Source organism: Microbacterium sp. OR16, assembly GCF_047306725.1.
Taxonomy (GTDB): domain Bacteria; phylum Actinomycetota; class Actinomycetes; order Actinomycetales; family Microbacteriaceae; genus Microbacterium.
In genome coordinates this window covers 304220-327830 of the sequence record NZ_JAZEXK010000001.1, presented here as the reverse complement: position 1 = coordinate 327830, position 23611 = coordinate 304220, and the positions used below count along the sequence as shown (strand labels likewise).

The 23611-nt window shown below is 69.9% G+C and carries 25 protein-coding genes; 10 read left to right on the top strand and 15 right to left on the bottom strand.

Features of this window, described 5'->3' with window-relative positions:
- Positions 1–30: 30 nt before the first annotated feature.
- Both V2S05_RS01555 and V2S05_RS01550 read right to left on the bottom strand, forming a co-directional pair.
- Positions 31–273 (bottom strand): zf-HC2 domain-containing protein, encoded by a 243-nt coding sequence (locus tag V2S05_RS01555; protein ID WP_413633519.1) that lies wholly within the window; start codon positions 271–273, stop codon positions 31–33.
- A complete protein-coding gene (locus V2S05_RS01550) occupies positions 270–938 on the bottom strand; it encodes a sigma-70 family RNA polymerase sigma factor (RefSeq protein WP_271637998.1) in 669 nt (222 codons plus the stop codon). The genes V2S05_RS01555 and V2S05_RS01550 overlap by 4 nt, the downstream gene beginning before the upstream one ends.
- A 49-nt stretch (positions 939–987) precedes the next feature.
- Here V2S05_RS01550 and aroA point away from each other — a divergent pair, with 49 nt between their 5' ends.
- From aroA to bcp, 3 genes are read left to right on the top strand one after another with little or no spacing between them, the layout of a single operon-like run.
- Complete coding sequence (gene aroA / locus V2S05_RS01545) at positions 988–2313, top strand: 3-phosphoshikimate 1-carboxyvinyltransferase (protein WP_413633518.1); 1326 nt, start codon at positions 988–990, stop codon at positions 2311–2313.
- Positions 2310–3353 (top strand): ribosome small subunit-dependent GTPase A, encoded by a 1044-nt coding sequence (rsgA, locus tag V2S05_RS01540; protein WP_413633517.1) that lies wholly within the window; start codon positions 2310–2312, stop codon positions 3351–3353. Before aroA ends, rsgA begins: the two co-directional genes overlap by 4 nt.
- A gap of 9 nt (positions 3354–3362) precedes the next feature.
- Positions 3363–3836 (top strand): thioredoxin-dependent thiol peroxidase, encoded by a 474-nt coding sequence (bcp, locus tag V2S05_RS01535; RefSeq protein WP_413633516.1) that lies wholly within the window; start codon positions 3363–3365, stop codon positions 3834–3836.
- Between the two features lie 68 nt (positions 3837–3904).
- Here the strand turns inward: bcp and V2S05_RS01530 are convergent, their stop codons facing one another.
- Complete coding sequence (locus tag V2S05_RS01530) at positions 3905–4321, bottom strand: hypothetical protein (protein WP_413633515.1); 417 nt, start codon at positions 4319–4321, stop codon at positions 3905–3907.
- A gap of 203 nt (positions 4322–4524) precedes the next feature.
- Between V2S05_RS01530 and V2S05_RS01525 the strand changes: the two genes are divergently transcribed.
- On the top strand, positions 4525–4773 hold the full coding sequence (locus V2S05_RS01525) for a WhiB family transcriptional regulator (protein WP_071641453.1): 249 nt from the start codon (positions 4525–4527) through the stop codon (positions 4771–4773).
- A gap of 111 nt (positions 4774–4884) precedes the next feature.
- Here V2S05_RS01525 and V2S05_RS01520 read toward each other — a convergent pair whose 3' ends face one another.
- Positions 4885–6363, bottom strand: a complete 1479-nt coding sequence (locus V2S05_RS01520; RefSeq protein ID WP_413633514.1) for a sensor histidine kinase — start codon at positions 6361–6363, stop codon at positions 4885–4887.
- A 42-nt stretch (positions 6364–6405) separates the two neighbouring features.
- A complete protein-coding gene (locus tag V2S05_RS01515; RefSeq protein WP_271638004.1) occupies positions 6406–6798 on the bottom strand; it encodes an Rv3235 family protein in 393 nt (130 codons plus the stop codon).
- A 148-nt stretch (positions 6799–6946) separates the two neighbouring features.
- Between V2S05_RS01515 and V2S05_RS01510 the strand changes: the two genes are divergently transcribed.
- On the top strand, positions 6947–7540 hold the full coding sequence (locus V2S05_RS01510; protein ID WP_413633511.1) for a hypothetical protein: 594 nt from the start codon (positions 6947–6949) through the stop codon (positions 7538–7540).
- A gap of 30 nt (positions 7541–7570) precedes the next feature.
- Here V2S05_RS01510 and V2S05_RS01505 read toward each other — a convergent pair whose 3' ends face one another.
- Entirely contained in the window at positions 7571–7849 is a 279-nt protein-coding gene (locus tag V2S05_RS01505) for a helix-turn-helix domain-containing protein (protein ID WP_271638006.1), read from the bottom strand.
- 97 nt (positions 7850–7946) lie between these two features.
- Here V2S05_RS01505 and V2S05_RS01500 point away from each other — a divergent pair, with 97 nt between their 5' ends.
- Positions 7947–8561, top strand: coding sequence for an SAF domain-containing protein (locus tag V2S05_RS01500; protein ID WP_413633510.1), 615 nt, complete (start codon positions 7947–7949; stop codon positions 8559–8561).
- Positions 8561–9766: an AAA family ATPase gene (locus V2S05_RS01495; protein WP_413635200.1), complete on the top strand. Its 1206-nt coding sequence runs from the start codon at positions 8561–8563 to the stop codon at positions 9764–9766. Before V2S05_RS01500 ends, V2S05_RS01495 begins: the two co-directional genes overlap by 1 nt.
- On the opposite strand, the gene V2S05_RS01490 is transcribed toward V2S05_RS01495, so the two are convergent.
- Together V2S05_RS01490 and secA are read right to left on the bottom strand one after the other, a co-directional pair.
- A complete protein-coding gene (locus V2S05_RS01490) occupies positions 9714–10937 on the bottom strand; it encodes a pyridoxal phosphate-dependent aminotransferase (RefSeq protein WP_413633509.1) in 1224 nt (407 codons plus the stop codon). The two genes, V2S05_RS01495 and V2S05_RS01490, sit on opposite strands and share 53 nt — an antisense overlap.
- Before the next feature lie 69 nt (positions 10938–11006).
- Positions 11007–13757, bottom strand: coding sequence for a preprotein translocase subunit SecA (gene secA, locus V2S05_RS01485; protein WP_271638010.1), 2751 nt, complete (start codon positions 13755–13757; stop codon positions 11007–11009).
- A gap of 216 nt (positions 13758–13973) precedes the next feature.
- On the opposite strand from secA, the gene V2S05_RS01480 reads away from it, so the two are divergent.
- A complete protein-coding gene (locus V2S05_RS01480) occupies positions 13974–14567 on the top strand; it encodes a PadR family transcriptional regulator (RefSeq protein WP_413633506.1) in 594 nt (197 codons plus the stop codon).
- Positions 14568–14656: 89 nt separating this feature from the next.
- On the top strand, positions 14657–15982 hold the full coding sequence (locus V2S05_RS01475) for a hypothetical protein (RefSeq protein ID WP_413633505.1): 1326 nt from the start codon (positions 14657–14659) through the stop codon (positions 15980–15982).
- Here V2S05_RS01475 and V2S05_RS01470 read toward each other — a convergent pair.
- The 3 genes from V2S05_RS01470 to V2S05_RS01460 form a co-directional block, all read right to left on the bottom strand.
- On the bottom strand, positions 15979–16965 hold the full coding sequence (locus tag V2S05_RS01470; RefSeq protein ID WP_413633504.1) for an IS481 family transposase: 987 nt from the start codon (positions 16963–16965) through the stop codon (positions 15979–15981). The two genes, V2S05_RS01475 and V2S05_RS01470, sit on opposite strands and share 4 nt — an antisense overlap.
- A 62-nt stretch (positions 16966–17027) precedes the next feature.
- Positions 17028–17288 (bottom strand): TfoX/Sxy family protein, encoded by a 261-nt coding sequence (locus V2S05_RS01465; RefSeq protein ID WP_277626714.1) that lies wholly within the window; start codon positions 17286–17288, stop codon positions 17028–17030.
- A 68-nt stretch (positions 17289–17356) separates the two neighbouring features.
- The gene (locus V2S05_RS01460; protein ID WP_413633503.1) at positions 17357–17743 is read right to left on the bottom strand and encodes a hypothetical protein; all 387 of its coding nucleotides are present in this window, start codon (positions 17741–17743) and stop codon (positions 17357–17359) included.
- Here V2S05_RS01460 and V2S05_RS01455 point away from each other — a divergent pair.
- Complete coding sequence (locus V2S05_RS01455; protein WP_413633502.1) at positions 17742–18452, top strand: winged helix-turn-helix transcriptional regulator; 711 nt, start codon at positions 17742–17744, stop codon at positions 18450–18452. The genes V2S05_RS01460 and V2S05_RS01455 overlap by 2 nt on opposite strands.
- Before the next feature lie 199 nt (positions 18453–18651).
- On the opposite strand, the gene hpf is transcribed toward V2S05_RS01455, so the two are convergent.
- The 4 genes from hpf to mtrB form a co-directional block, all read right to left on the bottom strand.
- Positions 18652–19308: a ribosome hibernation-promoting factor, HPF/YfiA family gene (hpf, locus tag V2S05_RS01450; protein ID WP_271638013.1), complete on the bottom strand. Its 657-nt coding sequence runs from the start codon at positions 19306–19308 to the stop codon at positions 18652–18654.
- Between the two features lie 65 nt (positions 19309–19373).
- On the bottom strand, positions 19374–20054 hold the full coding sequence (locus V2S05_RS01445; protein ID WP_413633499.1) for a ComF family protein: 681 nt from the start codon (positions 20052–20054) through the stop codon (positions 19374–19376).
- Between the two features lie 92 nt (positions 20055–20146).
- On the bottom strand, positions 20147–21865 hold the full coding sequence (locus tag V2S05_RS01440) for an LpqB family beta-propeller domain-containing protein (RefSeq protein WP_271638016.1): 1719 nt from the start codon (positions 21863–21865) through the stop codon (positions 20147–20149).
- Complete coding sequence (gene mtrB / locus V2S05_RS01435) at positions 21862–23604, bottom strand: MtrAB system histidine kinase MtrB (protein ID WP_413633498.1); 1743 nt, start codon at positions 23602–23604, stop codon at positions 21862–21864. Before mtrB ends, V2S05_RS01440 begins: the two co-directional genes overlap by 4 nt.
- Between the last annotated feature and the right edge of the window lie 7 nt (positions 23605–23611).

The following is a 23611-nucleotide window of genomic DNA, read 5'->3' as shown; positions in this document are numbered from 1 at the left end:
GCCTAGGGGGACGTGCTCCCGCCACCGCCGTCAGTGAGTCGCCTGGGCCGCTCTCAGGCGCGCGAGCACCTGGTCGCGCAGCTCTTCGGGTGCGGTCTCCTTGCAGGCGCGCGCCACGACCTCCGTGAGGGTCGTGGCGACGAGCGCCTCGTCTTTGCATGCCTCGCAGTTCTCGAGATGCTCGCGGATCTCGAGGTGCCCGGTGCGGCACACCTCGTTGCGGAGGTACTCCTCCAGATCCCGGCGCGCCTTCTCGCAGCCGCAGTCACTCATTTCCTGCTCCTCGGTTCTGCCGCGCGGATTCCCCGTTCAGCGGCGTAGTCGGCCAGCAGCTCGCGAAGCATGCGCCTGCCACGGTGCAGACGGCTCATCACGGTGCCGATGGGGGTCTTCATGATGTCGGCGATCTCCTGGTAGGAGAACCCCTCGACGTCGGCGAGGTAGACCGCGAGGCGGAAGTCCTCCGGCACCTCCTGCAGCGCGTCCTTCACCACCGACGCCGGCATGCGGTCGATCGCCTCCGCTTCGGCGGAGCGGCCGTGCGACGCGGTCGTCGACTCGGCGCCGCCGAGCTGCCAGTCCTCGAGTTCGTCGATCGTGCCCTGGAACGGCTCTCGCTGACGCTTGCGGTAGATGTTGATGTACGTGTTCGTGAGGATGCGATACAGCCACGCCTTGAGGTTCGTGCCCTGCGTGAAGCTCGACCACGCGCCGTAGGCCTTCACGAAGGTCTCCTGCACGAGGTCGGCGGCGTCGGCCGGATTGCGCGTCATGCGCATGGCCGCGCCATAGAGCTGATCCATGAAGGGGATCGCCTGCTCCTCGAAGTCGCGTCGAGGATCGCTGGAAGCTGTCTCGTCCATCACCGGCCAGTCTAGGCGGGAGCGCACCGCGTCCGAGGGGGCGTCGACGCGGTCGAGGAGCACGTTCGCCGTCATCCGTCTTCTCCTCTCCCTCTGTCGCAGGCCTTCACTAGGCTAAGAACCGATGAGCACTGAACGGTATTCCCCCGCATCCTCGCGAGGCCGGTACGTCGCGCCGGCCGCCGAGCACGCCGTGCGCGCGTCCGTCACGATCCCCGGCTCGAAGTCGCTCACGAACCGCGAGCTGGTGATCGCCGCGATCGCCGACGGTCCCGGCCGGCTGATCCGCCCGCTGCACTCGGACGACTCGCGTCGCATGATCGAGGCGCTGCGCCAGCTGGGCGTCGGCATCGAGGAGGAGCCGTCGGACGGCGAGTTCGGCCCGGATCTCGTCATCACGCCCGCGCGCCTCCGCGGAGGGGTGAGCATCGACTGCGGTCAGGCCGGCACCGTGATGCGCTTCATCGCCCCACTCGCGGGCCTCGCCGACGACGAGGTGCACCTGACCGCGCACGAGAGCGCGCTGCACCGCCCGATGGGCGCGCTGATCACCGGGCTGCGGGATCTCGGTGTCGACGTCGACGATGAGGGCACCTGGTCGCTGCCGTTCACCGTGCGCGGGCACGGACGCATCCGCGGCGGACGGGTCGAGATCGACGCCTCGGGATCCAGCCAGTTCGTCTCCGGGCTGCTCCTCGCCGCACCGAAGTTCGACGTCGGCCTGCATCTCGTGCACACCGGCGAGCGCCTGCCGAGCCTGCCGCACATCGACATGACGATCGAATCCCTCAGCCGACGGGGCATCCGCATCGAGCGCCCCGCCGCGGGCGAGTGGCTCGTCGAGGCGGGCGTGCCGCGGGCCAAGGACGTGGCGATCGAACCCGACCTCTCCAACGCCGCGCCGTTCCTGGCGGCCGCGCTGGTGACCGGTGGGGAGGTCACGGTTCCGGGGTGGCCGCTGCACTCCACGCAGCCGGGCGCCCTGCTGCCCGACATCCTGCACGCGCTCGGCGCCCACACGAGCCGGCACGGCGGTGCTCTCACGGTGCGCGCGGGCGACGGCATCCGCGGCCTCGACATCGACCTGTCGGCGGCCAGCGAGCTGACGCCGACCATCGTGGGTCTGGCAGCGTTCGCCGACGGTCCCACCACCATCCGCGGGGTCGGGCACATCCGCACGCACGAGACCGACCGCATCGCGGCGCTCGTGAACAACCTGCGCGCCCTCGGCGGCGAGGCCGAGGAGCTCTCGGACGGTCTTCGGATCATCCCGCGTCCGCTGCACGGCGGCGTGTGGCCGGCGCATCACGATCACCGGATGGCGACCACCGGCGCGCTCATCGGCCTGCGAGTCCCCGGCGTCGAGATCGACGACATCGGCACGACGGCCAAGACCCTGCCGGAGTTCACCCTGCTGTGGGAGCGCATGCTGACGGGCGCCATCGCGTGAGCTGGCTCGGCGACGACGACGACCTCGACGATGTCGAGGAGTTCGACGAGAGCCGCATCCGCACCCGCCCCAACCCGAAGGCGAACCGCCCGCGCACGAAGCGCCGCCCGGCGCACGACGACGCGGAGATCGGGCGCATCCTGGGGGTCGACCGCGGCCGGTACAGCGTGCTGCTCGGCGAGGACACCGCCGACGAGCGCATGATCACCGCCGCCCGAGCCCGCGAACTGCGTCGCACGCCGATCGTGACCGGCGACGAAGCCCGTGTCGTCGGCGACCTGTCGGGCGACGACGGCACCCTGGGCCGCATCGTCGGCATCGTAGAGCGCACCTCGCTGCTGCGCCGCAGCGCCGACGACACCGACCAGGTCGAGCGCGTCATCGTCGCGAACGCCGACCAGATGCTCGTCGTCGTGGCAGCGGCGGATCCCGAGCCGCGCGCCCGGCTCGTCGATCGCTACCTCGTGGCAGCGCTGGATGCCGGCATCCGCCCTCTGCTCGTCGTGACGAAGACGGATCTCGCCGATCCCGCCGACTTCCTCGCCCACTTCGACGGTCTCGACCTGACGGTGTTCACGAGCGCGCGCGGGCACATGCCGGTCGACGAGATCGGTACGGCCCTGGTGGGCCATTCCACCGTGTTCGTCGGGCACTCCGGCGTGGGCAAGTCCACCCTGGTGAACGCGCTGGTACCCGAGGCGCACCGCGCGACCGGGCATGTCAACGAGGTCACCGGCCGCGGCCGGCACACCTCGTCGTCGACCGTGTCGCTGCGCTACGTCGGCGCGACGGGCAGCGGCTGGGTGATCGACACCCCCGGTGTCCGCTCGTTCGGGCTCGGGCACGTCGATCCCGCCAACATCCTCACCGCCTACACCGAGCTGGCGGAGATCGCCGAGAACTGCCCGCGCGGCTGCACGCACCTGGCCGACGCCGAGGACTGCGCGCTGAACGAAGCGGCGGCAGACGGCGAGCTGAGCGAGACCGGACAGGCCAGGCTGGAGTCGCTGCAGCGGCTGCTGGCCACCTTCGCCGGATAGGCTGGACGGGTGACGACACGCCTGGAACCCGGTACGCCCGCCCCCGACTTCTCGCTGCTCGACCAGGACGGCAACACCGTCTCGCTCGCCGATCTGCGCGGCCGCAGAGTCATCCTGTACTTCTACCCCGCGGCCATGACGCCCGGCTGCACGACCCAGGCGTGCGACTTCCGCGACAGCATCTCGTCGCTGCAGGCGGCCGGGTACACCGTGGTCGGCGTCTCCCGCGACGAGCCTCAGAAGCTGAGCACCTTCCGCGAGCGCGACGGGCTCACCTTCACGCTGCTCAGCGATCCCGACCACGCGGTGCACACCGCGTACGGCGTGTGGGGCGAGAAGATGAACTACGGCAAGGTCGTCGAGGGCGTCATCCGCTCGACGTTCGTCATCGACGAGCAGGGCACGATCAGCGCGGCGCAGTACAACGTGAAGGCGACCGGTCACGTCGCCCGGCTGCGCAAGATGCTCGGCATCGACGCCTGAGCTCCGAGCGGGGCGCCCCTCTCAGTCGCGGGCGCCCCTCTCGCCCGGCTCAGCCCCGGTCGCCCGGCTCAGCCCCGCTGGCCCGGCTCGTCGCCGCTCCGCAGCCGCGGATCGGATGCGCCGTCGCGGCGCGTGGCGCTGATCAGCAGCACCAGGCCGATCAGCGCGGGCCCGCCGACTCCGAGGGTGAACAGCCACACCCTGGGCTCGAGGCTGAGCGAAGCCAGCCCGAGGGCGACCCCGAGCACCTGGAACACCACTCCTCCCGATCGCGCCCAGGACGCACGACGCAGCGTGCCCCACGAGAACGCGCCGAGCGCGACGGCGGCGATGAGGGTGAGCACGATGAGCGCGATGCCGCCGATGGTCGACGACGTCCCACCGCCGCCCAGCGCCAGCAGCTCGATGATGCTGACGATGCCCAGCGCGATGCCCTCCAGGGCGAGAACGATGGCGGCGGCTATGGTCGGGCCGGAAGGGCGCACGGGTGCTCCTCTCAAGAGCTGCATAAAACCCTTGATTTCAAACTGCTTCTGTAACACAATGGAACAAGCCATGTGCTCCCACATCGGAGTGGGGCGGGCGATCGCCCGCATCACCAGGGTAGCCGACCCCGATCCGCTCACCCGATCTGAGCGCCGCGCGAACGGCGCCCGCACCGAAACACTATCTCTGAGGAGCCCCCCGTATGGATTGGCGCGATAAAGCAGCCTGCCTGACCGTCGACCCCGAGCTGTTCTTCCCCGTCGGGAACACCGGACCGGCCGTCGACCAGATCGAGAAGGCGAAGGCCGTGTGCGCCACCTGCACCGTCACCGAGATCTGCCTGCAGTACGCCCTCGAGTCCGGCCAGGACTCGGGCGTCTGGGGCGGCCTGTCCGAAGACGAGCGACGCGCTCTCAAGCGCCGCGCCGCCCGCGCACGCCGCGCCGGCTGACCCCGGCCGCCAGCCTCCCGATCCGATCCCAAGCACCCACGATCGCAGAAGCGCCGGTCATCCTGAGCGATGACCGGCGCTTCTGCGCGGTGCGGGACGGCGTCGTCCGGGTCAGACCGAGATCCAGCGCATCGGGATCTCGATGACCACCTCGGTGCCCTTGCCTTCGGCGCCCTTCCACTCGATGCTGCCGCTGAGCTCGCCCTGGATGAGCGTGCGCACGATCTGCGTGCCCAGGCCCTGGCCCACCCGCCCCTCGGGCAGGCCGTGCCCGCTGTCCGCCACCGTCACGCGCAGCAGCTCCGAAGTGCGGGTCGCCTCGATGTGCACAGTGCCCTCCTGTCCTGCGAGACCGTGCTCGACGGCGTTCGTCACCACCTCGGTGAGAGCCAGCGCGAGCGGGGTCGCGTACTCGCTCGGCAGCACGCCGAAGCGACCCTCGAGCTGCGTGCGCGCGCGGGTGTTGGGCGCGGCGGCCACCTCGGCGACGAGCTTGAGCACCCGGTCGAACACCTCGTCGAAGTCGACCGTCTGCGCGAGACCGCTGGCCAGGGTGTCATGCACGACCGCGATCGACTCGACGCGCCGCATCGCCTGAGTGAGCGCCTCGCGCGCCTCATCGGAGTGCGTGCGACGGGCCTGGATGCGCAGCAGCGACGCGACGGTCTGCAGGTTGTTCTTCACACGGTGGTGGATCTCGCGGATCGTGGCGTCCTTGGTGATCAGCTCCTGCTCCTGGTGGCGCAGCTCCGACACATCGCGGCACAGCACGATCGCACCGATCCGGGTGCCGTGATCCTTCAGCGGGATCGCTCTCAGCGACACCGTCACGCCGCGCGCCTCCATGTCGGTGCGCCAGGGTGCGCGACCGGTGACGACGACGGGCAGCGACTCGTCGACCTGGCGCGACGGCGGCACGAGGCGCGTGGTGACCTCGGCGAGCGACTCCCCCTCGAGCTCGTCGTCGAAGCCCATCCGGTTGAACGCGGACAGCGCGTTGGGGCTCGCGAAGGTCGTGATGCCGTCCACATCAAGACGGATGAGTCCGTCCGACGCACGCGGCGCTCCGCGGCGCGGTGCCGTGGGTGCGGCCAGGTCGGGGAACTCGCCCGAGGCGATCATGTGGAACAGGTCGTTCGCGCACTCGTCGAAGCTGATCTGCTGGCGCGACGGCATCCGTACCTCACCGAGGTTGGTGTGCCGCGTGAGGACGCCGATGATCTCCCCCTCATCCTTCCCCTCCCGGCGGCGCACCGGCACGGCCCGCACCCGGGTCGGAGTCTCCTCGAACCAGTCCGGCGATGACGAGTCGACGATCGCACCGGACTCGAACGCGGACTGCACCTGCGTGCGCCACTGCGGACGCACCTTCTCACCGACGAGGTCGCGGTAGAACAGGGTGGCTGCGCCGCTTGGGCGGGAGTGGGTGACGGCGACGAACGAGCCGTCGGCGGTCTTTATCCAGATCACCATGTCGGCCGAGGCGAGATCGGCCAGCAGCTGGCCGTCGCCTGCCAGACGATGGAGCCACTCGACATCCGCATCGGTGAGAAGACCCTGGGCGTGGACGAGGTCGCTGAGTGTTGACACGCCTTCAGCCTACTGGCGCCTCGCCTGCCGTTCAGAAGGCGATCAGAGGATGGCGAGTGAGCTCGCCCGCCATCTGGCGTCGAAGCCCTCCAGCCGGATCGCGACGGCGCGCGTGCGCCCGGGCCCCGCCACCACCACGACCGCTTCGATCACATTGTCGACGGGCGCGCTCTCGCGGATCGAGAGGATCTGGAAGCTCGGGCGGGTCGGCGCCTGGTTGCGCGCGCTGCGAGCGCGTGCCGACAGGTTCGCTCTGGTGACGAGAGCGCGGAACGCGTCTTCGCTGAACCATCGCGCGAGCTGGTCGACCTCGCGCACACCGGCGAGCACCTCCAGCGCCCCCTGCGTCAGACTGCGCAGCAGCGGCACCGGATCGGGCAGCTCTGCCGCCGAGGTCGGCTGCGGAGCGAAGTACTCGTTCAACGTCGTCGTCATTCCGCGATACCCCCCGGCTCGTGGTGCTGCTCATCTTCGTAGCGAACCCCACGAAAGTAGCACAGGGCCTCGGCCGTGACGAGGGCGTCCGCACCCGGCTGTGGATAACCCGCATGATGCCGATCGGTTCTCCTCTACTGTCGACAGCGTGGAATGGGAGCATCTCTTCGACGACCTCGAGGGCCAGCTCGCGGCCGAGTGGGAGGCGGAGCGGGCGGCGCTGGATGCCGAGTCCGAGCGACTGCGCATCTCGAAGCTGACGTTGCACGACCGCCTGCGTGCGATGAGCGCGACCGAGGGCAGGATGGTGCTGGAGCTGGCCGGCGGCGAGCGATGGGATGCTGTGCTGCGCGTGGTCGGCGCCGACTGGGTGGGAGTGAACGCGGGCGGCGACTCCCGGATGAGGATCGCGCCGCTGGGGGCTGTCCACTCGGTCGCGGTCGACCACGGCACCCTGCTCGGCAGTCTCTCGGCCGACCCGCCCGACGGCGGCCTGCGCGGGCGGATGACGCTCGGGTTCGTCCTGCGCGACCTCGCACGGCGGCGGGTGCCCGTGACGGTGGGCAGACGTTCGGGCGACCCGCAGCACGGCACGATCGATCGCGCGGGTGCGGACCATCTCGATCTCGCTCTGCACGATCCGCACGAACCTCGACGCGTGCGCGCGGTGCGCGGGTTCCGAAGCATCCCGTTCACCGCCCTCAGCTGGGTGCGCGTCGAAGACGCCTCCGGCGCCGTCTGAGCGGTCGGCCTGCTGGAGCCGGGAACGCTGTCAGTCCCTCCGGAGCGGCGCGGTCCCCCACACCTCGGGGAAGCTGGCCTCGTTCGACTGCCGCCAGAGCGCCATCCGGCGCGCCTCCTCGGACTGCGCGTCGAGGTACTCGGCGAGGCTGGCGTGCTCGACCCGCCATCTCGGCGGCGATCCGACCCGGGATCCGCGCAGGCGCCCCTCGTGCACGAGGTCGATGACTTCGTCGACCTCGATGCTGAGAAGCTCCGCCACCTGCGCGGGCGCGAGGAAGCGCGGAGCCTCTCTGGATGCGTCGGACATGCCTTCATTCTCCCCCGCCGGTGGATGAAAGCCGTCGCGGACAGGCCGCTGTGGATAACTTCGGCGGCGATCATCCGACTTCTGTGACGATGTCTGGATGATCCGCTCCCGTGCCCATCGCCCGTTCTTCGGCGACCTGCGCTTCGTGATCGGCGTGGCGCTCGTGATCGCCTCGGTCGCCGGCGTCTGGATCCTGGTCTCGACCTCACGTCAGACCGCTCCGGTGCTCCAGGCGACGCGGACGGTGCTTCCCGGCGAGTCGATCAGCTCTGCCGACCTGCAGGTCGTGGAGGTGGGGCTCGGGTCGCTCGGGGACTCCTATCTCGCCCCGCACAGTCTCGAGTCAGGCGCGGTCGCGGTGCGCACGCTCGCCGCCGGGGAGCTGGTGCCGCTCGCCGCCGTCGGAGACGCCGACGACCTGAGAACCACGTCGGTCGTGATCGGCAGCACAGCCGTGCCGGCCGATGTCACGAGCGGCGCGTTCGTCGAGCTGTGGCATGCGCCTCCGATCGAGGACGGCCGCGCGTTCGAAGAGCCCCGCATCCTCGTCGCCGACGCGGTCGTCGCGCGCGTCGCCGAGGAGGAGGGGATGCTGGCGGGAGCGCGCACCGACGTCGAGGTCATCGTCGACCGGGCCGATGTCGCCGACGTGCTCGCTGCGATCACGGGCGGGGACGCCATCTCGATCGTCCCTGTGGGGGCGGGCTCGTGATGAATCTGATCCTTGTCGACGACGGGCCCGATGCGGCGCTGCTCGCGACCGATCTCGAGCTCGAGGGGGCGCGGGTCGCGCTCGTGCCGCCAGACGCCGTGCCCGCTCTGCAGCTGAGCGGGATCGACGCGCTGCTCGTGCCGCCGATCCGCTCGCTGCTGACGGCCGAGCTGATCAGCGCCTGCGATCGCGCGGCGGTGCGCGTGGTGCCCGTCGGCACGACCGATTCGCGGATCGCGTCGCGCTTCGGGCTGCCCGCTCCCCTGCCGTTCGACACGCCCGCCGCGCACGTCCTCGCCACCATCGCCGGCGGCAGCGGCGCCAGCGAAGCTTCCGATCCCGCCCGGCCTCCCCGCGTGCTGGCGGTGTGGGGGCCGCACGGCGCACCCGGGCGCACCACGCTGGCCATCCAGCTCGCGGTGGAGCTGACCAGGGCGGGACGCCGCACCGCGCTGGTCGATGCCGACACCGTGGCACCGTCGGTCGCGCTGCAGCTGGGGCTGGGCGATGAGTCGCCGGGGCTCGCCGCCGCGTGTCGGCGAGCGCAGCTGGGCAGCCTCGACGTCGCCGAGCTGGCGCGGCTCGCGGTGCCGCTGGAGACATCGGCGGGAGCGCTCGACGTGCTCAGCGGGCTCAATCGTCCCAGCCGGTGGCCGGAGCTCGCAGCGGCGCGCGTGCGCGCGACGCTCGCGGTCGCCCGGGACTGGCAGGACGAGATCATCGTCGACGTCGCAGCGGCCTTCGACGAAGACGACGATCTGCTCGGGCCCGATGCGCCGCTGCGCCACGCGGCCACCGCCGCCGTGCTGCTCGAGGCGGATGAGGTGGTCGCGGTGCTCGGTGCGGATCCGCTCGGCGTCAGCCGCTTCCTTCGGGGGTACGCCGAGCTGCGTCATCTGGTGGGAGACACGCCCGTGACGGTGGTGGCCAACCGGGCGCGTCCCGGTCCCCTCGGCATCGATGCGAGGGGGCAGATCCGTCACACGCTGAGCCGGTTCGCGGGGATCGACGACGTCGCCTTCGTCCCACAGGATCAACGTGCGGCGGATGCCGCGGCACTGCACGCCAAGGCGATCGCCGACGTCTCGCCGCGCTCTCAGCTCGTCAGCTCGGTGCGGCGCATCGCCGCCGGCCTCGGCGCTCGCGCCGAGGTCACTGCCGGTAGCTGGAGAGGAAGTTCCCGAGGCGCTCGATCGCCTCGCTGAGCACGCGGGCCTCCGGCAGGGTCACGACGCGCAGGTGGTCCGGGGTCGCCCAGTTGAATCCGGTGCCCTGCACGAGCAGGATCTTCTCCGACACGAGCAGGTCGTAGACGAGCTTCTCGTCGTCGCGGATCTCGTGCACCTCGGGGTCGAGCCGCGGGAAGGCGTACAGCGCTCCTGCGGGCTTCATGCAGCTGACGCCGGGGATCGACTCGAGACCGCGCCATGCGATGTCTCGCTGCTCGTGCAGTCGGCCGGTCGGCGCGATCAGCGAGTCGATCGACTGCACCCCGCCGAGAGCCGCCTGCACGGCGAACTGCGCGGGCACGTTGGGGCACAGACGGGTGGATGCCAATAGGGTGATGCCCTCGAGGAACCCCTGCGCGTGCGACTTCGGCCCCGTGATGACGAGCCATCCGGAGCGGTACCCGGCGACCCGGTAGGTCTTGGAGAGCCCGTTGAAGGTGAGGCAGAGCAGATCGGGGGCGAGCGTCGCAGTGGGGATGTGCGTCGCCTCGTCGAACAGGATGCGGTCATAGATCTCGTCGGAGAGCAGCAGCAGCTCGTTCTCTCGAGCGATCTGCACGAGACCCTCGAGCACCTCTCTCGAGTACACGGCGCCGGTCGGGTTGTTGGGGTTGATGATGACGATCGCTTTGGTGCGCGATGTCACCTTCGAGCGGATGTCGTCGAGGTCGGGCTGCCAGCCGTTCTGCTCATCGCAGACGTAATGCACCGGCGTGCCGCCGGCGAGCGAGGTCATCGCCGTCCACAGCGGGTAGTCCGGGGCGGGGATGAGCACCTCGTCGCCCTCGTCGAGCAGCGCCTGCATGACCATGGTGATCAGCTCGGAGACGCCGTTGCCGAGGAAGACGTCGTCGGGGTCGAAGCGCGGGAAGCCCTCGATCTCCTCGTACCGGCTGACGACGGCACGACGAGCGGTGATCACGCCCTTGCTCTCGCTGTAGCCGTGCGCGGTGGGCAGGGCCGCGAGCATGTCGCGCACGATCTGGTGTGGCGCCTCGAAACCGAAGGTCGCGGGGTTGCCGGTGTTCAGCTTGAGGATCTGGTGCCCCTCGGACTCCAGGCGCGCCGCCTCGACCAGTGCCTTGCCGCGGATCTCGTAGAGAACGTTCCTCAGCTTCGACGACTGATCAAGTGTGCGGCGGGTCATTCCGCAAGGATACCGGCAGCGGCAGAGTGAGCTGACGCGGGCGACGTCCGCCGCCCGCGTCCGCGCGCACTACTTCTTCTTCTTGCTCTGCGCCCGTCGCTGCTCACGGTTGCCGGCGGGCTGCTCATCGGCATCCACCGACTGACCGAACGCGCCGCGCGCGGATGCCCGCGCGGTGGCCGCCTTCTGCACCTGGCCGCTCTCGTTGCGCACCTCGACGTCGCCGGCGTCGTTCGGCGCCGAATACTCCAGCTTCTGGACGGGCTGCTCGTCGACCAGGCCCTTGGCCTCGACCTCGGTCTGGTCCTCGCCCGCACGACGCACCTCGACCTCGAGGTTGAAGAGGTAGCCGACCGACTCCTCCTTGATCTGGCCCATCATCGCCTGGAACATCGCGTACCCCTCGCGCTGGTACTCGATCAACGGGTCGCGCTGCGCCATGGCCCGCAGGCCGATGCCGTCCTTCAGGTAGTCCATCTCGTACAGGTGATCGCGCCAGCGACGATCCAGCACCTGCAGCACGACGCGACGCTCGAGCTCGCGGGTCGCGGCCTCGCCGAGCGTCTGCTCGCGCTTCTCGTACGCGATGCGCGCATCCGAGAGCAGCTCGCGCTTGAGGCCCTCGGCGGTGATGGCGCCCTTGCGGTCGCCCGCCTCGGCGACGACCTCGTCGATCGTCACATCCATCGGGTACAGCGTCTTGAGCTCTGCCCACAGCGCGTCGAAGTCCCAGCTCTCGGTGTGACCCGTGCTGGTGTGGTCGTCGACGATCCCGCCGATGGCATCCTCGATGAAGTGCTGCACGCGGTCGGCGATGTCATCGCCGTGCAGGATCTGCCGACGGTCGGCGTAGATCGCCTCGCGCTGGCGGTTCAGCACGTCGTCGTACTTCAGCACGTTCTTGCGCATCTCGGCGTTGCGCGCCTCGACCTGCGACTGGGCGCTGCGGATGGCGCGGCTGACCAGGCCCGACTCGATCGGCACGTCGTCGGGGAAGTTCGTGCGGGCCAGGATGGCCTCGGCCGCGCCCGACTGGAACAGGCGCATCAGGTCGTCGGTGAGGCTGAGGTAGAAGCGGCTCTCACCGGGGTCGCCCTGACGGCCCGAGCGTCCGCGCAGCTGGTTGTCGATGCGACGCGACTCGTGACGCTCGGTGCCGAGCACGTACAGGCCGCCGGCCTCGGCGACCTTGACGCCGTCCTCGGCGACCTTCTTCTTCATCGCCTCGTAGGTGTCGTCCCACGCGGCCTCGTACTCCTCAGGAGTCTCCTCCGGATCGAGGCCCTTGGCCTTGAGCTCCTGCACCGCGAGGAACTCGGCGTTGCCGCCGAGCATGATGTCGGTTCCTCGGCCGGCCATATTAGTGGCGACCGTGACCGCACCGAGCTTTCCGGCGAGCGCGACGATCTCCGCCTCCCGCGCGTGGTTCTTGGCGTTGAGCACCTCGTGCTTGACGCCCTTCTTCGCGAGCAGGCGCGAGAGGTACTCGCTCTTCTCGACGCTCACGGTGCCGACGAGCACGGGCTGACCCGCCTTGTGGCGCTCGGCGATGTCCTCGACGACCTGGGCGAACTTCGCCTGCTCGTTCTTGTAGACGAGGTCCGGCTGATCCTTGCGGATCATCGGGCGGTTGGTGGGAATCGGCACGACGCCGAGCTTGTAGGTCGACATGAACTCGGCCGCCTCGGTCTCGGCGGTTCCGGTCATGCCGGCGAGCTTGTCGTAGAGGCGGAAGTAGTTCTGCAGGGTGACGGTGGCCAGCGTCTGGTTCTCGGCCTTGACGGGGACGGACTCCTTGGCCTCGATCGCCTGGTGGATGCCCTCGTTGTAGCGGCGCCCCACGAGGATGCGGCCGGTGTGCTCGTCGACGATCATGACCTCGTCGTTCATCACGACGTAGTCGGTGTCGCGCTTGAACAGGGCGATGGCCTTGATCGAGTTGTTCAGGAACGAGATCAGCGGGGTGTTGGCCGACTCGTACAGGTTGTCGATGCCGAGGTAGTCCTCGACCTTCTCGATGCCGGGCTCGAGGACTCCGATGGTGCGCTTCTTCTCGTCGACCTCGTAGTCGACGCCGGGCTCGAGGGTGCGGGCGATCTTGGCGAATTCGGTGAACCATCGGTTAGCCTCGCCCGACGAGGGTCCGGAGATGATGAGCGGGGTGCGGGCCTCGTCGATGAGGATCGAGTCGACCTCGTCGACGATCGCGAAGAAGTGCTCGCGCTGGACGAGGTCCTCCTTGCGCCATGCCATGTTGTCGCGCAGGTAGTCGAAGCCGAACTCGTTGTTCGTGCCGTAGGTGATGTCGGCCGCGTACTGCTGGCGGCGCACCTCCGGGGTCTGACCGGAGACGATGGTCCCGGTGGACATTCCCAGCGCCCGGTGCACGCGGCCCATCAGCTCGGACTGGTACGAGGCGAGGAAGTCGTTGACCGTGATGACGTGCACGCCCTTGCCTGCGATGGCGTTGAGATAGGAGGGGAAGGCCGCGACGAGCGTCTTGCCCTCACCGGTCTTCATCTCGGCGATGTTGCCGAAGTGCAGGGCCGCACCGCCCATGATCTGCACGTCGTAAGCGCGCATGCCGAGGGTGCGGCGCGCGGCCTCGCGCACGGCGGCGAAGGCCTCTGGCATCAGCTGGTCGAGCGTCTCACCTTTGTCGAACCGCGCGCGCAGCTCGGCGGTCTCGTTCCGCAGCTCGTCGTCGGTGAGCTTCTCGAAGTCGTCTTCGAGCGCGTTCACGGCCTTCGCGACCTGCTTGAGCCTGCGGAGGATGCGTCCCTCGCCCGCGCGCAGCAGCTTCTCGAGAGGATTCGCCACGGATGTCTCCCTTGGGTATACGTCCCGGAACAACGGTCTGCACCGGACATGCTTTGCCATGTTACCGGCGCGTGACCTGCGCACGCTGTGCACCGGCGGGTCGGCGCACGCTCACGGCGAACGGACACGCCGGGCGGGCTGCGACGAGCATCCGATGTTGCCGGATATGCATATACCGAGAAACGCGATACCGGTGCGTCCGGTCGAGGAGTCACCATGTCCGTCCGCCAGAGCCTGCTCGCCATCCTCGACCAGGGGCCGTGCTACGGCTATCAGCTGCGCGCGGAGTTCGATCGTCGCACGGGCTCCACCTGGCCGCTCAACGTGGGCCAGATCTACAACACGCTCGAGCGCCTCGAGCGCGACGGCCTCGTCGAGAGGGGCGCGGTCGACGAGCGCGGGCACGTGTACTGGGAGATCACCGCTGCCGGGCGCGCGAACGTGCGCGACTGGCTGGGATCCCCCGTCGAGCGCGCGCACAGCACCCGCGACGAGCTGGCCGTCAAGCTGGCGGTCGCCGCGACCCTGCCCGGAGTGGACGTCGGCGCCGTCATCCGACGACAGCGGACGGCCTCGCTGCAGCAGCTGCACCAGCTGACCGAGGCACGCGGCGCGTGTGCCGATGCGAGCGACCCGGAAGAGCTCGCCCGCTCACTGGTGGTCGACTCGATGATCTTCGCCGCAGAGGCCGAGACGCGCTGGCTCGATCACCTCGAGCGGCGCCTCGGCGAGCAGCCGCTGCAGGCCATGCAGCTCGCGCTGTCGACCGACCGCCCCAAGCGCGGCCGGCCCGCGAAGACCCCCGCCTGACGTCGACGTCGGCCGACGCGGCCGTGACGTTCGCGCACGGCGCATCGGATGCACAGCACGCGCATCGACCTCGACCGTAGGATCGACACATGGCCGGATTCTGGGGCAGACGCAGACGTGAAGATGAAGCGCTCGCAGCGCAGGACGCGGATCTGGCGCGCCGCGCCGAGCAGGCACTGGTCGCCGCCGACGAGCGCATCCGCACCACCTCGGACGAGCTCGCGTTCGCACAGGCCGAGCTGGGCGACTCGCTGACCGCCGACCTCGGCAACGCGCTGCGGTCGGTGCGCACCCACCTCGGCGAGGCGTTCCAGCTGCACCAGCTGAACCACGACGAGATCCCCGACACGACCGAAGAGCTGCGCACTCGCAACGCGCGGATCGTGCAGCTGTGCGAGTGGGCCGAGAGCCTGCTCGACGAGAAGACCGGTGAGCTCGCCGAGACGGTCGCGAAGGTGCGCCGGGCCCCAGAGATCATCGCGCAGGTGCGTCGGGATGCACAGTCGCTCGCCGCGCGCATCCCCCAGGCGCGCTCGACGATCGAGCGTCTCTCGTCGCGGTACTCCGAGACCGCGATGCGCCGCATCGCCTCGTCCGGCGATGAGGCCGAGCAGCTGCTCGCGTTCGCCACGCACGGCGCCGACGTGTCGGAGCGTCGCCGGGCCGCCCGCCAGAACGAGGAGGCGAACCTCGCGCTCGAGACGGCGACCGAAGCCGTGCGCCGCGCCGGCGCCCTCCTCGATGCTGTCGAGGACTTCGAGATCCAGGCGCTGCGCGCCGAGTCGACCCTCGCGGACGTGGTCGCCGATTCACGGGGCGACATCGTCGCCGCCCGCAACGCACCGCAGACGCCAGAGGTCGCGAAGGCGACCGGCGAGCTCGAGGAGGCGCTGCTCGCACTCGCGCCGTCCGGCACCCGCAACGATCCGTTCGCCGAGCTCACCCAGCTGCGCGCGGCCAACACGGCCCTCGACGACGCCATCGCGAAGGCACAGTACCGCGCACAGAACCCGCTGCCCTCTCTCGATCACGTGCAGCACGCCCTCGACGACGCCGATCGCCAGCTGGGCGTGGCGCGCGGTCTGATCGCCGGGCATCGCGGCTGGATCGGCGCCGATGCGCGCACGCGACTCGCCGAAGCCGAGCGGCTGCGCATGGACGTCCCCGCGATGCTCCCCGCCGAAGACACCCGCGAGCAGGCGCTGGCCGCCGCACGGCGGGTGGCGCTGCTGGCATCCGAAGCCCTGCAGCTCGCTCAGCGCGACATCGACTCGTCCCGACCGCAGAACCAGGGCTGGGGCGGCGACAGCTGGGGTGGCGGGGGCCGCCGCGGCGGCATGGGCGGCGGCGACATCATGGGCGGCGTCCTCGGCGGCCTGGTCATCGGCAGCATCCTCGACGGCATCTTCGACTAGCTGTACTGACCGGACACGTTGATCAATCGTGAGAAGGGCGGCTGGTTGCCGCACGCGGTGTGGGGCCTGTGGTGGTTGTACTGATGCAGCCAAGCACCCAGGGCGTCGCGTCGTTCTTGCTCGCTGGTGTAGCAGCGGGCGTAGGCCCACCCGTCGGCCAAGGTGCGATGGAAGCGCTCCACCTTCCCGTTGGTCTGCGGCCGGTACGGACGTGTCCGCTTCGGAGTGATCGACAGGGCTTCGCAGGTGTCGCTCCACAGGTGCGACCGGTACGCGCCGCCGTTGTCCGACAGGACACGTTCGATGGTGACGCCGCGGTCCGCGTACCACTCCACGGCGCGGTGCAGGACGGCAACTGCTGTGGCGGCGGTTTCGTCGTCGTGGACCTCGGTGTATGCGACGCGGGAGTAGTCGTCGATAACGGTGTGCACGAACGCGTACCCGAGCTTCGGGTTGTGCCACTTGCTCTTTGGTTTCCCAGGGGTCGCCGCGCGGTTCCGTTCTCCCTGCGGCCGGCCGACAAAGCGCCACCCGCCGCCGTCGGGGATGTTCCCGAGCTTCTTCACGTCCACGTGCACTAAGGACCCGGGGTGGGGGTGCTCGTACCGGCGGATCGGCTCACCGGTGGCCCGGTCGACGTACGACAGCCGGTTGAGGCGGGCCGTCGTGAGGATGCGGTGGACTGTCGACGGGGCGATGCCGAGCCGGGCGGCGAGCTGAACTGGCCCTTCCCGCAACCGCATTCGCAGGCTGACGCAGCGCTTTGTCACCGACTTCGACGTCTTCTTGGGCGACGTCCTCGGGCGCGACGAACGATCCTGCATCGGCTCGCCGGCGAGGTAGCGGTCGACCCACCGCTTCACGGTCGGCCAGGAGACCTGAAACCGGGCGGCGATCTCGCTGATAGGCCACCCGTCCTCGACGACGAGGCGAGCGACTTTCAGGCGATAGCGCGGGGTCAGTGCGGCGTTGGGGTGGCTCAAAACTCCTCCTGACATGGGTCGGTGGCCGGCTGCGTCAGCGACCGGCCACCGTGGGCGACGTTCTACTTGGTGCCCTGCGCTGCGTGGAAGGACAGCGCGGGCGCGAGCCAGCTGTCGAGTCCGGTCCCTTCGAGCGCGGCCGGCTCGACGCTGATCCAGCCGTCACCCATGGGTCGGTCTGTCCCCATGAGCGCGGGGCGGGCGCCCGGGCGGGCGAGCAGTTCCGCCGCCGTGCTGGGGTCGATGCGCAGCAGGAGCGCCCCTTCGCGGCGCGCGGCGACGACCATGCGGCCCTCCACCATGAAGGACACGCCCCCGAACATCGGTACCTCGCGGGGGCTACTGTCCCGCAGTGCGTGGCGAACGCGTTCAACGAGGCTCCGCTGGGCCGTCATCGGCCGCCCTTCTCGATGTACTCGGGGCCGTTGTAGTGCAGGTTCAGGGACGTGATGAGGTCGCCGTCGAGGGTGAAGAACTCGGCAAAGGTCATGGGGCCGCCGGGCATGGTCGCCGTGTACAGCACGGCCGAGCCGGTGGGGCCGGTCACGTCGTGGATGATCTCGATCTGCTTGACCGTCGCGATGAAGCCTGAGACGCCTCGCAGGAAGCCCTCAGTGGCATCGGGGCGGTGGCCGGCGAGGGGCCCGGTGAAGTCGAGATGGTCGCCGAGCAGGGGCCGCAGGGCGGCCCCGTCCCCGTAGTTGTCGGAGCCGGACTCGAGGATCCGGTAGTAGTCCTTGAGGACCTGCGGGGCAGTGGAGGACAGGGTGGCGGGCATGGCTCTCCTTGGTGTGAGAATGATGCTTGAAACTTTCAAGCAGGAACTTGAGAAAGTCAAGGAGTGTTGGGTGAAGTCCTACGGACAGCTGTGCTCGATCGCCCGCGCCCTAGATGTGGTCGGCGACCGCTGGACTCTTCTGATCGTGCGCGAGCTCCTGATCCAGGGGCCGTCGCGGTTTGGGGAAGTGCAACGCGGCCTGCCCGGCATCGCGACAAACCTGCTCACCCAGCGCTTGCGCGACCTCGAGGCGAATGGGGTCGTCACCCGCGAGTCATCCCCCGGAGCGACGGGCGTCCCGACATACCGGCTCACCGACCGTGGCACGGCCCTGGACGGAGTGTTGCGTGAGCTCTTGAAGTGGGGCGCGCCCACGGTTCCAGACGCGGCGCGCGACGCGATCTTCCAGATGCACTGGCTCAGCCAGCCAGCGCGCTTCCTGCTCCAGGACCACCGGCCGACCGAGCCGGCCGTCGTCATCCGCTTCGGCACCCTCGATGACGGCTTCGACCTCACCGCAGCGAGGGGAGTCGTGGCAGTCCAGCCCTGCAAGCTCGACGCGAGCCCCAGCGCCAGCGTCACGGGTCCAGGACCTGTCCTGGTCGCGCTGCTGCAGGGAGCCATGCCCCTAGCTCTTGCCGTCGCAAATGGTGTTCGCGTCGAGGGAGACGCCAGTGCACTTGACCGAGTCCTGCCACCCACGCGCTGATCAATCAACGTCCCCGGTCAGTACACCTAGCTCTTGCCGTCGCAAATGGTGTTCGCGTCGAGGGAGACGCCAGTGCACTTGACCGAGTCCTGCCACCCACGCGCTGATCAATCAACGTCCCCGGTCAGTACAACTAGCCCTCTGGCAAGCTCAGACAGACAGAGGCGCCTTCCCCGAGGGGAAGGCGCCTCTCGTGCGATCAGGAGGCGATGGCCTCCTCGGGCGGGGCCGCGGTGGTCAGCGAGATGACACCGTAGTCCCAGCCCTTGCGGCGGTAGACGACGCTCGGGTGGTCGGTGCGGGCGTCGACGAAGAGGAAGAAGTCGTGCCCGACCAGCTCCATGCGGTCGACGGCCTCCTCGACGGTCATCCATTCGGCGTCGAAGCTCTTGGTGCGGATGACGACGGGCGAGTACTCCTCTTCCTCGTCGCTCTGGACGGGGATGGCTCCGGTGGCCACGGCGCGCAGCACGTCGACCGAAGCCGGCTGCACGTCGATTCCGGCGAGCGCTCCGCTCTCCTTCTCGAAGTGGGCACCGCGGGGGTGGTTGCGCCCGTCGATCCTCTTCTCCTTGGCGCGGCGCAGCTGCTCGGCGAGCTTGTCGAGCGCCATGTCGAAGGCCGCGAACTTGTCGGGATCGACCGCTTCAGCCCGGATCACCGGGCCCTTGCTGAGCAGCGTGAGCTCGACCGTCTCATCGGGTATCCGGCCGTTGCGATAGGCACGGTGGGTGACCTTGATCTCGAGTCGCTGCGCCCGCGGGGCGAGCGTCTGGATACGGGCTGTCTTCTCTTCGACAACGGTGCGGAATCGATCGGAGATGCTCACTCCGACGCCGACGATGCTCGTTTCCATCACTGTCTCCTTGTCCCGGTCCGCCCGGCCAAGGGCGGACCGTGGTCGCCTTGTGACCCCCTACGCTAGTCGCCGTACACCGACATGTCACTATCCGCTCCCGATGATTTCACCGTGTCGTGCAGACGCGGTGTCGCGGCGAGCGCGACGGCGCACACGGGGGTGAATCCGGCGGCGCGCAGCGCCCGTGCCGCCTCATCGAGTGTCGCCCCGGTGGTCACCACGTCGTCGACGATGACGACCCTCCCCCGCCCGCGGCGGGCGGCGCGCATGCTGGCCGAGACGTTGCGAGCGCGCGCCTCGCGGCCCAGGCCGCGCTGATCGCCGGTGCGCCGTGCGGGCACCAGCAGCCGGTGCGCGCTCGCGCCGGCGCGGCGGACCAAGAGATCCGGCACCCGGTAGCCGCGACGGCGGAAGGCTGCGCGGCTGGTGGGCACCGGCACGATGAGAGCCCCGGTGCCGCTCGTGCGCAGGATGCCGGTCAGCGCCGCGCCGAGCGGACGGGCGAGCATGGTCGCGCCGTCCTCCTTCAGTCGCCTGATCGCGCGCGCGGGGACACCCTCGTATCGCAGCGCGGCGTGCACGGGCATGCCCTTCGGCGTGCGCACCTGCTGCGGGTCGGCGCGCAGCAGCATCCGGCATCCATCGCACAGCAGAGTGCCGCTGCGGTCGCATCCGGGGCAGCTCGCCGCGAGCAGCAGGGCGAGCGCGTCGCCGCCGATCCGTCGCCAGGCATCCGCGTCCATGCGTCGACAGTGCCTGATCGCGCGGCACGCGCGCACGGCGCAGCGCGTCTGTCGGGGACAACTCGGCGCTCCGCGCCCCGGTGCAGGACGACTCAGTAACCCGCTCGGGTGCCGAGCACGCGCACGTCTGCGATCGCCTCCTGCCAGAACGAGCCGCGCAGGGCGTACACCGACTGATCGGTGGAGAGCACGCGCACCCCGGTGACCGTCTTCGCTCCCGAGAGCGCGACCGCCCCCGCCGGCGCCGACGAGACCGCCGATGGGCCGCCGATCATGTGCGTCGTCAGCGTCGGGTCCGGTGTGGCGCTGAGCACGGCGACCGCATCGGCGCCGACCCACGACAGCCCCTGAACCGCTCCGGAGAGCTGCGCTACGTCGTAGTAGGGCGTGCCGAGGCTGATCGGACGCTGCTCCTCGTCGCGGATGATCGAGGCGACGACGAGGCGGCGCTCGCCCCCCGAGGTGACGATCGCGGCGACCCGCGCGCCGTCGGCCGACACGCGCAGCTGGTTGATGGCATCCGCCGACGGCCAGGCGTCGGCGACGGCCGATGGCTCGGCCTGCGCGGTCGACGCCTGCACCGCGGTCGGGTTCGAGGTCGGGACGGTCCAGATCAGCCCGAACGGATCGAGTGACGGCGTGATCAGGCCGGAGCGACCGTCGACCTGATTCGTGTGGCCCTCGCTCACCGCGAACACGCGCCCGTCGCGCAGCTGCACGGAGGCGAGCTGTGCGTCGGCCGAGACGTCGACTGCGGCGATCGGGTCGTCGATCTTCGCGATCTGCCCCGTGAGACCGCGGACCGGAGCGATCTCGCCGCCCGATGTGGCGGTGCCGAACATCTCGTCGCCGAGCACCAGCACGCCGGGGTCGACGATCGGGTCGTCGACCGTGATGCGACCCGCGTCGAGCGGGACGCCGTCGACGAGCAGCCGCACCTCGGCGACGCCCGCGCCCTGCAGGCTCGCCTCCAGCTGGGTGCGCATCCGCGCCAGGTCGGTCGGCGAGGCAGAGAGCGCGGCGCGGTTCAGGGGCACGGACGCGACCTGCGCCGCGTCAACCGTGACCGCGTCGCCGACCATCTCGACGTCGGACGAGAACGGCCGCACGGCCGGCGCGAGCCATTCGCTCGGCTCACCCGAGATCAGCGCCCGCACCACCGTCGTCGCCATGGCCGCCCGGCGGGGGAACCAGCGCACATCCGGCACGAGGTGCGTCCAGGTGGGGTCGAAGTACTTCAGCGAGAACTTCTCGTAGACCTGCGAGAACGTCTCGACGTCGAGGGTGACGCCGTCGGGTGCCTCGGCGATCCGCCACTCGCCGCCCTTCTCGCGCACGAGGCGGTAGGTGGCGTTCGCCGTGCCGGTGTCGGCGCTGTAAGCCCCCGTGCCGTCCACGCTCGCCACCTGCGCGAGCGACACGCTGACCTCCGCCGAGGTGGCGTCCTCGTCATCCGACTCGACCGTCGAGTCGTAGTCGCGATCCTCAACCGACTTGTCGATGGTGACACCGGCGTCGGGCTTCCATGTGCTCTGGAAGTCGTCGGTGAGGAACTTCCTGGCCGTCTTCCACGAATCGGCGGGCGACATCGACGCGTCGAGGAATCCCTCGACGATCCGCGCGGGGCCCGCGCCGGGCTCGGGATCGTCGGCGATGAACGAGAAGGGGGGCTCCTCGATCTCCTCCCCCACCGCGAGTCCCGCGTTGGGAGGGCCGGAGGTGGGCAGTCCGGTGCAGCCGGCCAGCACGACCGCGGCGGCCAGCGCGGCGGCGAGCGCCGACAGAAGACGGATGCCAGTGCGCGAGGTCATGATCTCCGCCGTCCCTTCTCGCCGAGATCGCCGGGGCGGCCGGGATCGCCGGCGCTCGGCTCCGGGGCGTCCGCTTCCGGCTCGTCCCGCGCACCGCGCAGTGTGATCGGCTCGGTGACGTCGATCAGGTCGACGACGCCCTCCGTCGGCTCCAGCGGCACAGGACCGCGCCCGACCTCGACGTCAGGGCCGCGCGGGATGGTCAGCACGAAGTTCGTGCCGACGCCCAGCTCCGACCACACGTCCAGGGTTCCGCGGTGCAGTCTGGCGTCGCCGAGTGCGATCGAGAGCCCGAGACCGGTTCCGCCGATCGTGCGCTTGCGCGACGGGTCGGCGCGCCAGAACCGGTCGAACACGTGCTCGGCGTCTTCGGGGCGCATGCCGAGCCCGAAGTCGCGTACGCCGATGGCCACGGCGTGCTGATCGCTGTCGACGGTGATGACGATCGGCTCGCCCTCGCCGTGCTCGATCGCGTTGCCGATGAGGTTGCGCAGCACCCGGCGCACCCGGCGCGGGTCCATGTCGACGGGTGAGTAGCCACCCGGCGCCACGAGCCGCAGCTCGCTGCCGTGCGCGGCTGCGAGCGGGCGCATCTGATCGACCATCTCCTCCGCGAGCTGTGCGAGGCTGGTCGCCTCGACCTCGAGCTGCACGGATCCCGCGTCGTATCGGCTGATCTCGAGCAGGTCGGCCAGCAGGGTCTCGAAGCGCTGCACCTGGGTGTGCAGCAGCTCGGCGGTGCGGGCGGTGACCGGATCGAAATCGTGCCTGGTGTCGTTGATCATCTCCGCGGCGAGGCGGATCGTCGTCAGCGGCGTGCGCAGCTCGTGCGAGACGTCCGAGACGAAGCGCTGCTGCACGAGCGAGAGCTCGGCGAGCTCTCTGATCTGACTCTGGATGCTGTCTGCCATCGCGTTGAACGAGCGTCCGAGACTCGCGAGCTCGTCTTCGCCGTACACGGGAAGGCGCACCTCGAGGTCGCCCGCGGCGAGGCGCTCACTGGTCTCGGCCGCCTCGACGATCGGTGCCGATACCGAGCGCAGGACGAGCCAGAGGATCGCGGTGATGAGCGCCACCAGGGTGAGTCCGGCGAACCAGAGGGTGCGCTGCACGAAGAGCAGGGTCTCGTCGGCGTCTGCCAGGTCGTACGCGATGTACACCTCGTATGTGCCGACGCCGCGGAACTCGAGCAGCTGCCCGACGACGATGCCCGCGGCGACGGTGCCATCGGGCTGGGGCAGGGCGATCGACTGCCAGGCCTGGCGCGTCGTCACCTGCGTCACGCGCGTGCGCAGCTCGTCGCTGAGCGCCAACTGCCCCGACGAGTACTCCAGGCTGCGGAAACCGGTCGGCGTGTAGCCGTCGCCCTGTGCCGCGGAGATGAAGCCGACGATGCGGCTCGACGAGGCCGTGCGGCCCAGCACGCGCTGCGCTTCCCCCCACACCGCCGCGATCGTCGCGCGATCATCTCCGGTCTGCCCCGAGTCGAGCTGCTTCTGCGCGGCCGACACCGCTGCTCGAGCGTTGTGCAGCGCTTCGTCCTTGCGCGATTCGAAGAGATCGCCGCGGATGACCAGGGCGATCACCACGCAGATGATGAAGATCGCGAGCGACGTGAGCAGCAGGGTTATCGCCGTGGCGCGGAAGCGCATCGAGGTGCGCCACAGGCCGGAGACGACGTCAGGCCAACGGCGAGGCCCTCCCCAGAGCGCTGCGGTGACGCGCGTCGGAGGATTCACGGCCACG

Excerpts from the sequence above, each read along its gene's own strand:
- V2S05_RS01555 (WP_413633519.1), bottom strand. The coding sequence starts at position 273 with ATGAGTGACTGCGGCTGCGAGAAGGCGCGCCGGGATCTGGAGGAGTAC.
- V2S05_RS01550 (WP_271637998.1), bottom strand. The coding sequence starts at position 938 with ATGACGGCGAACGTGCTCCTCGACCGCGTCGACGCCCCCTCGGACGCG.
- aroA (WP_413633518.1), top strand. The coding sequence starts at position 988 with ATGAGCACTGAACGGTATTCCCCCGCATCCTCGCGAGGCCGGTACGTC.
- V2S05_RS01525 (WP_071641453.1), top strand. The coding sequence starts at position 4,525 with ATGGATTGGCGCGATAAAGCAGCCTGCCTGACCGTCGACCCCGAGCTG.
- V2S05_RS01515 (WP_271638004.1), bottom strand. The coding sequence starts at position 6,798 with ATGACGACGACGTTGAACGAGTACTTCGCTCCGCAGCCGACCTCGGCG.
- V2S05_RS01505 (WP_271638006.1), bottom strand. The coding sequence starts at position 7,849 with ATGTCCGACGCATCCAGAGAGGCTCCGCGCTTCCTCGCGCCCGCGCAG.
- V2S05_RS01500 (WP_413633510.1), top strand. The coding sequence starts at position 7,947 with ATGATCCGCTCCCGTGCCCATCGCCCGTTCTTCGGCGACCTGCGCTTC.
- V2S05_RS01495 (WP_413635200.1), top strand. The coding sequence starts at position 8,561 with ATGAATCTGATCCTTGTCGACGACGGGCCCGATGCGGCGCTGCTCGCG.
- V2S05_RS01490 (WP_413633509.1), bottom strand. The coding sequence starts at position 10,937 with ATGACCCGCCGCACACTTGATCAGTCGTCGAAGCTGAGGAACGTTCTC.
- V2S05_RS01480 (WP_413633506.1), top strand. The coding sequence starts at position 13,974 with ATGTCCGTCCGCCAGAGCCTGCTCGCCATCCTCGACCAGGGGCCGTGC.
- V2S05_RS01475 (WP_413633505.1), top strand. The coding sequence starts at position 14,657 with ATGGCCGGATTCTGGGGCAGACGCAGACGTGAAGATGAAGCGCTCGCA.
- V2S05_RS01465 (WP_277626714.1), bottom strand. The coding sequence starts at position 17,288 with ATGTTCGGGGGCGTGTCCTTCATGGTGGAGGGCCGCATGGTCGTCGCC.
- V2S05_RS01455 (WP_413633502.1), top strand. The coding sequence starts at position 17,742 with ATGGCTCTCCTTGGTGTGAGAATGATGCTTGAAACTTTCAAGCAGGAA.
- V2S05_RS01460 (WP_413633503.1), bottom strand. The coding sequence starts at position 17,743 with ATGCCCGCCACCCTGTCCTCCACTGCCCCGCAGGTCCTCAAGGACTAC.
- hpf (WP_271638013.1), bottom strand. The coding sequence starts at position 19,308 with ATGGAAACGAGCATCGTCGGCGTCGGAGTGAGCATCTCCGATCGATTC.
- V2S05_RS01445 (WP_413633499.1), bottom strand. The coding sequence starts at position 20,054 with ATGGACGCGGATGCCTGGCGACGGATCGGCGGCGACGCGCTCGCCCTG.
- V2S05_RS01440 (WP_271638016.1), bottom strand. The coding sequence starts at position 21,865 with ATGACCTCGCGCACTGGCATCCGTCTTCTGTCGGCGCTCGCCGCCGCG.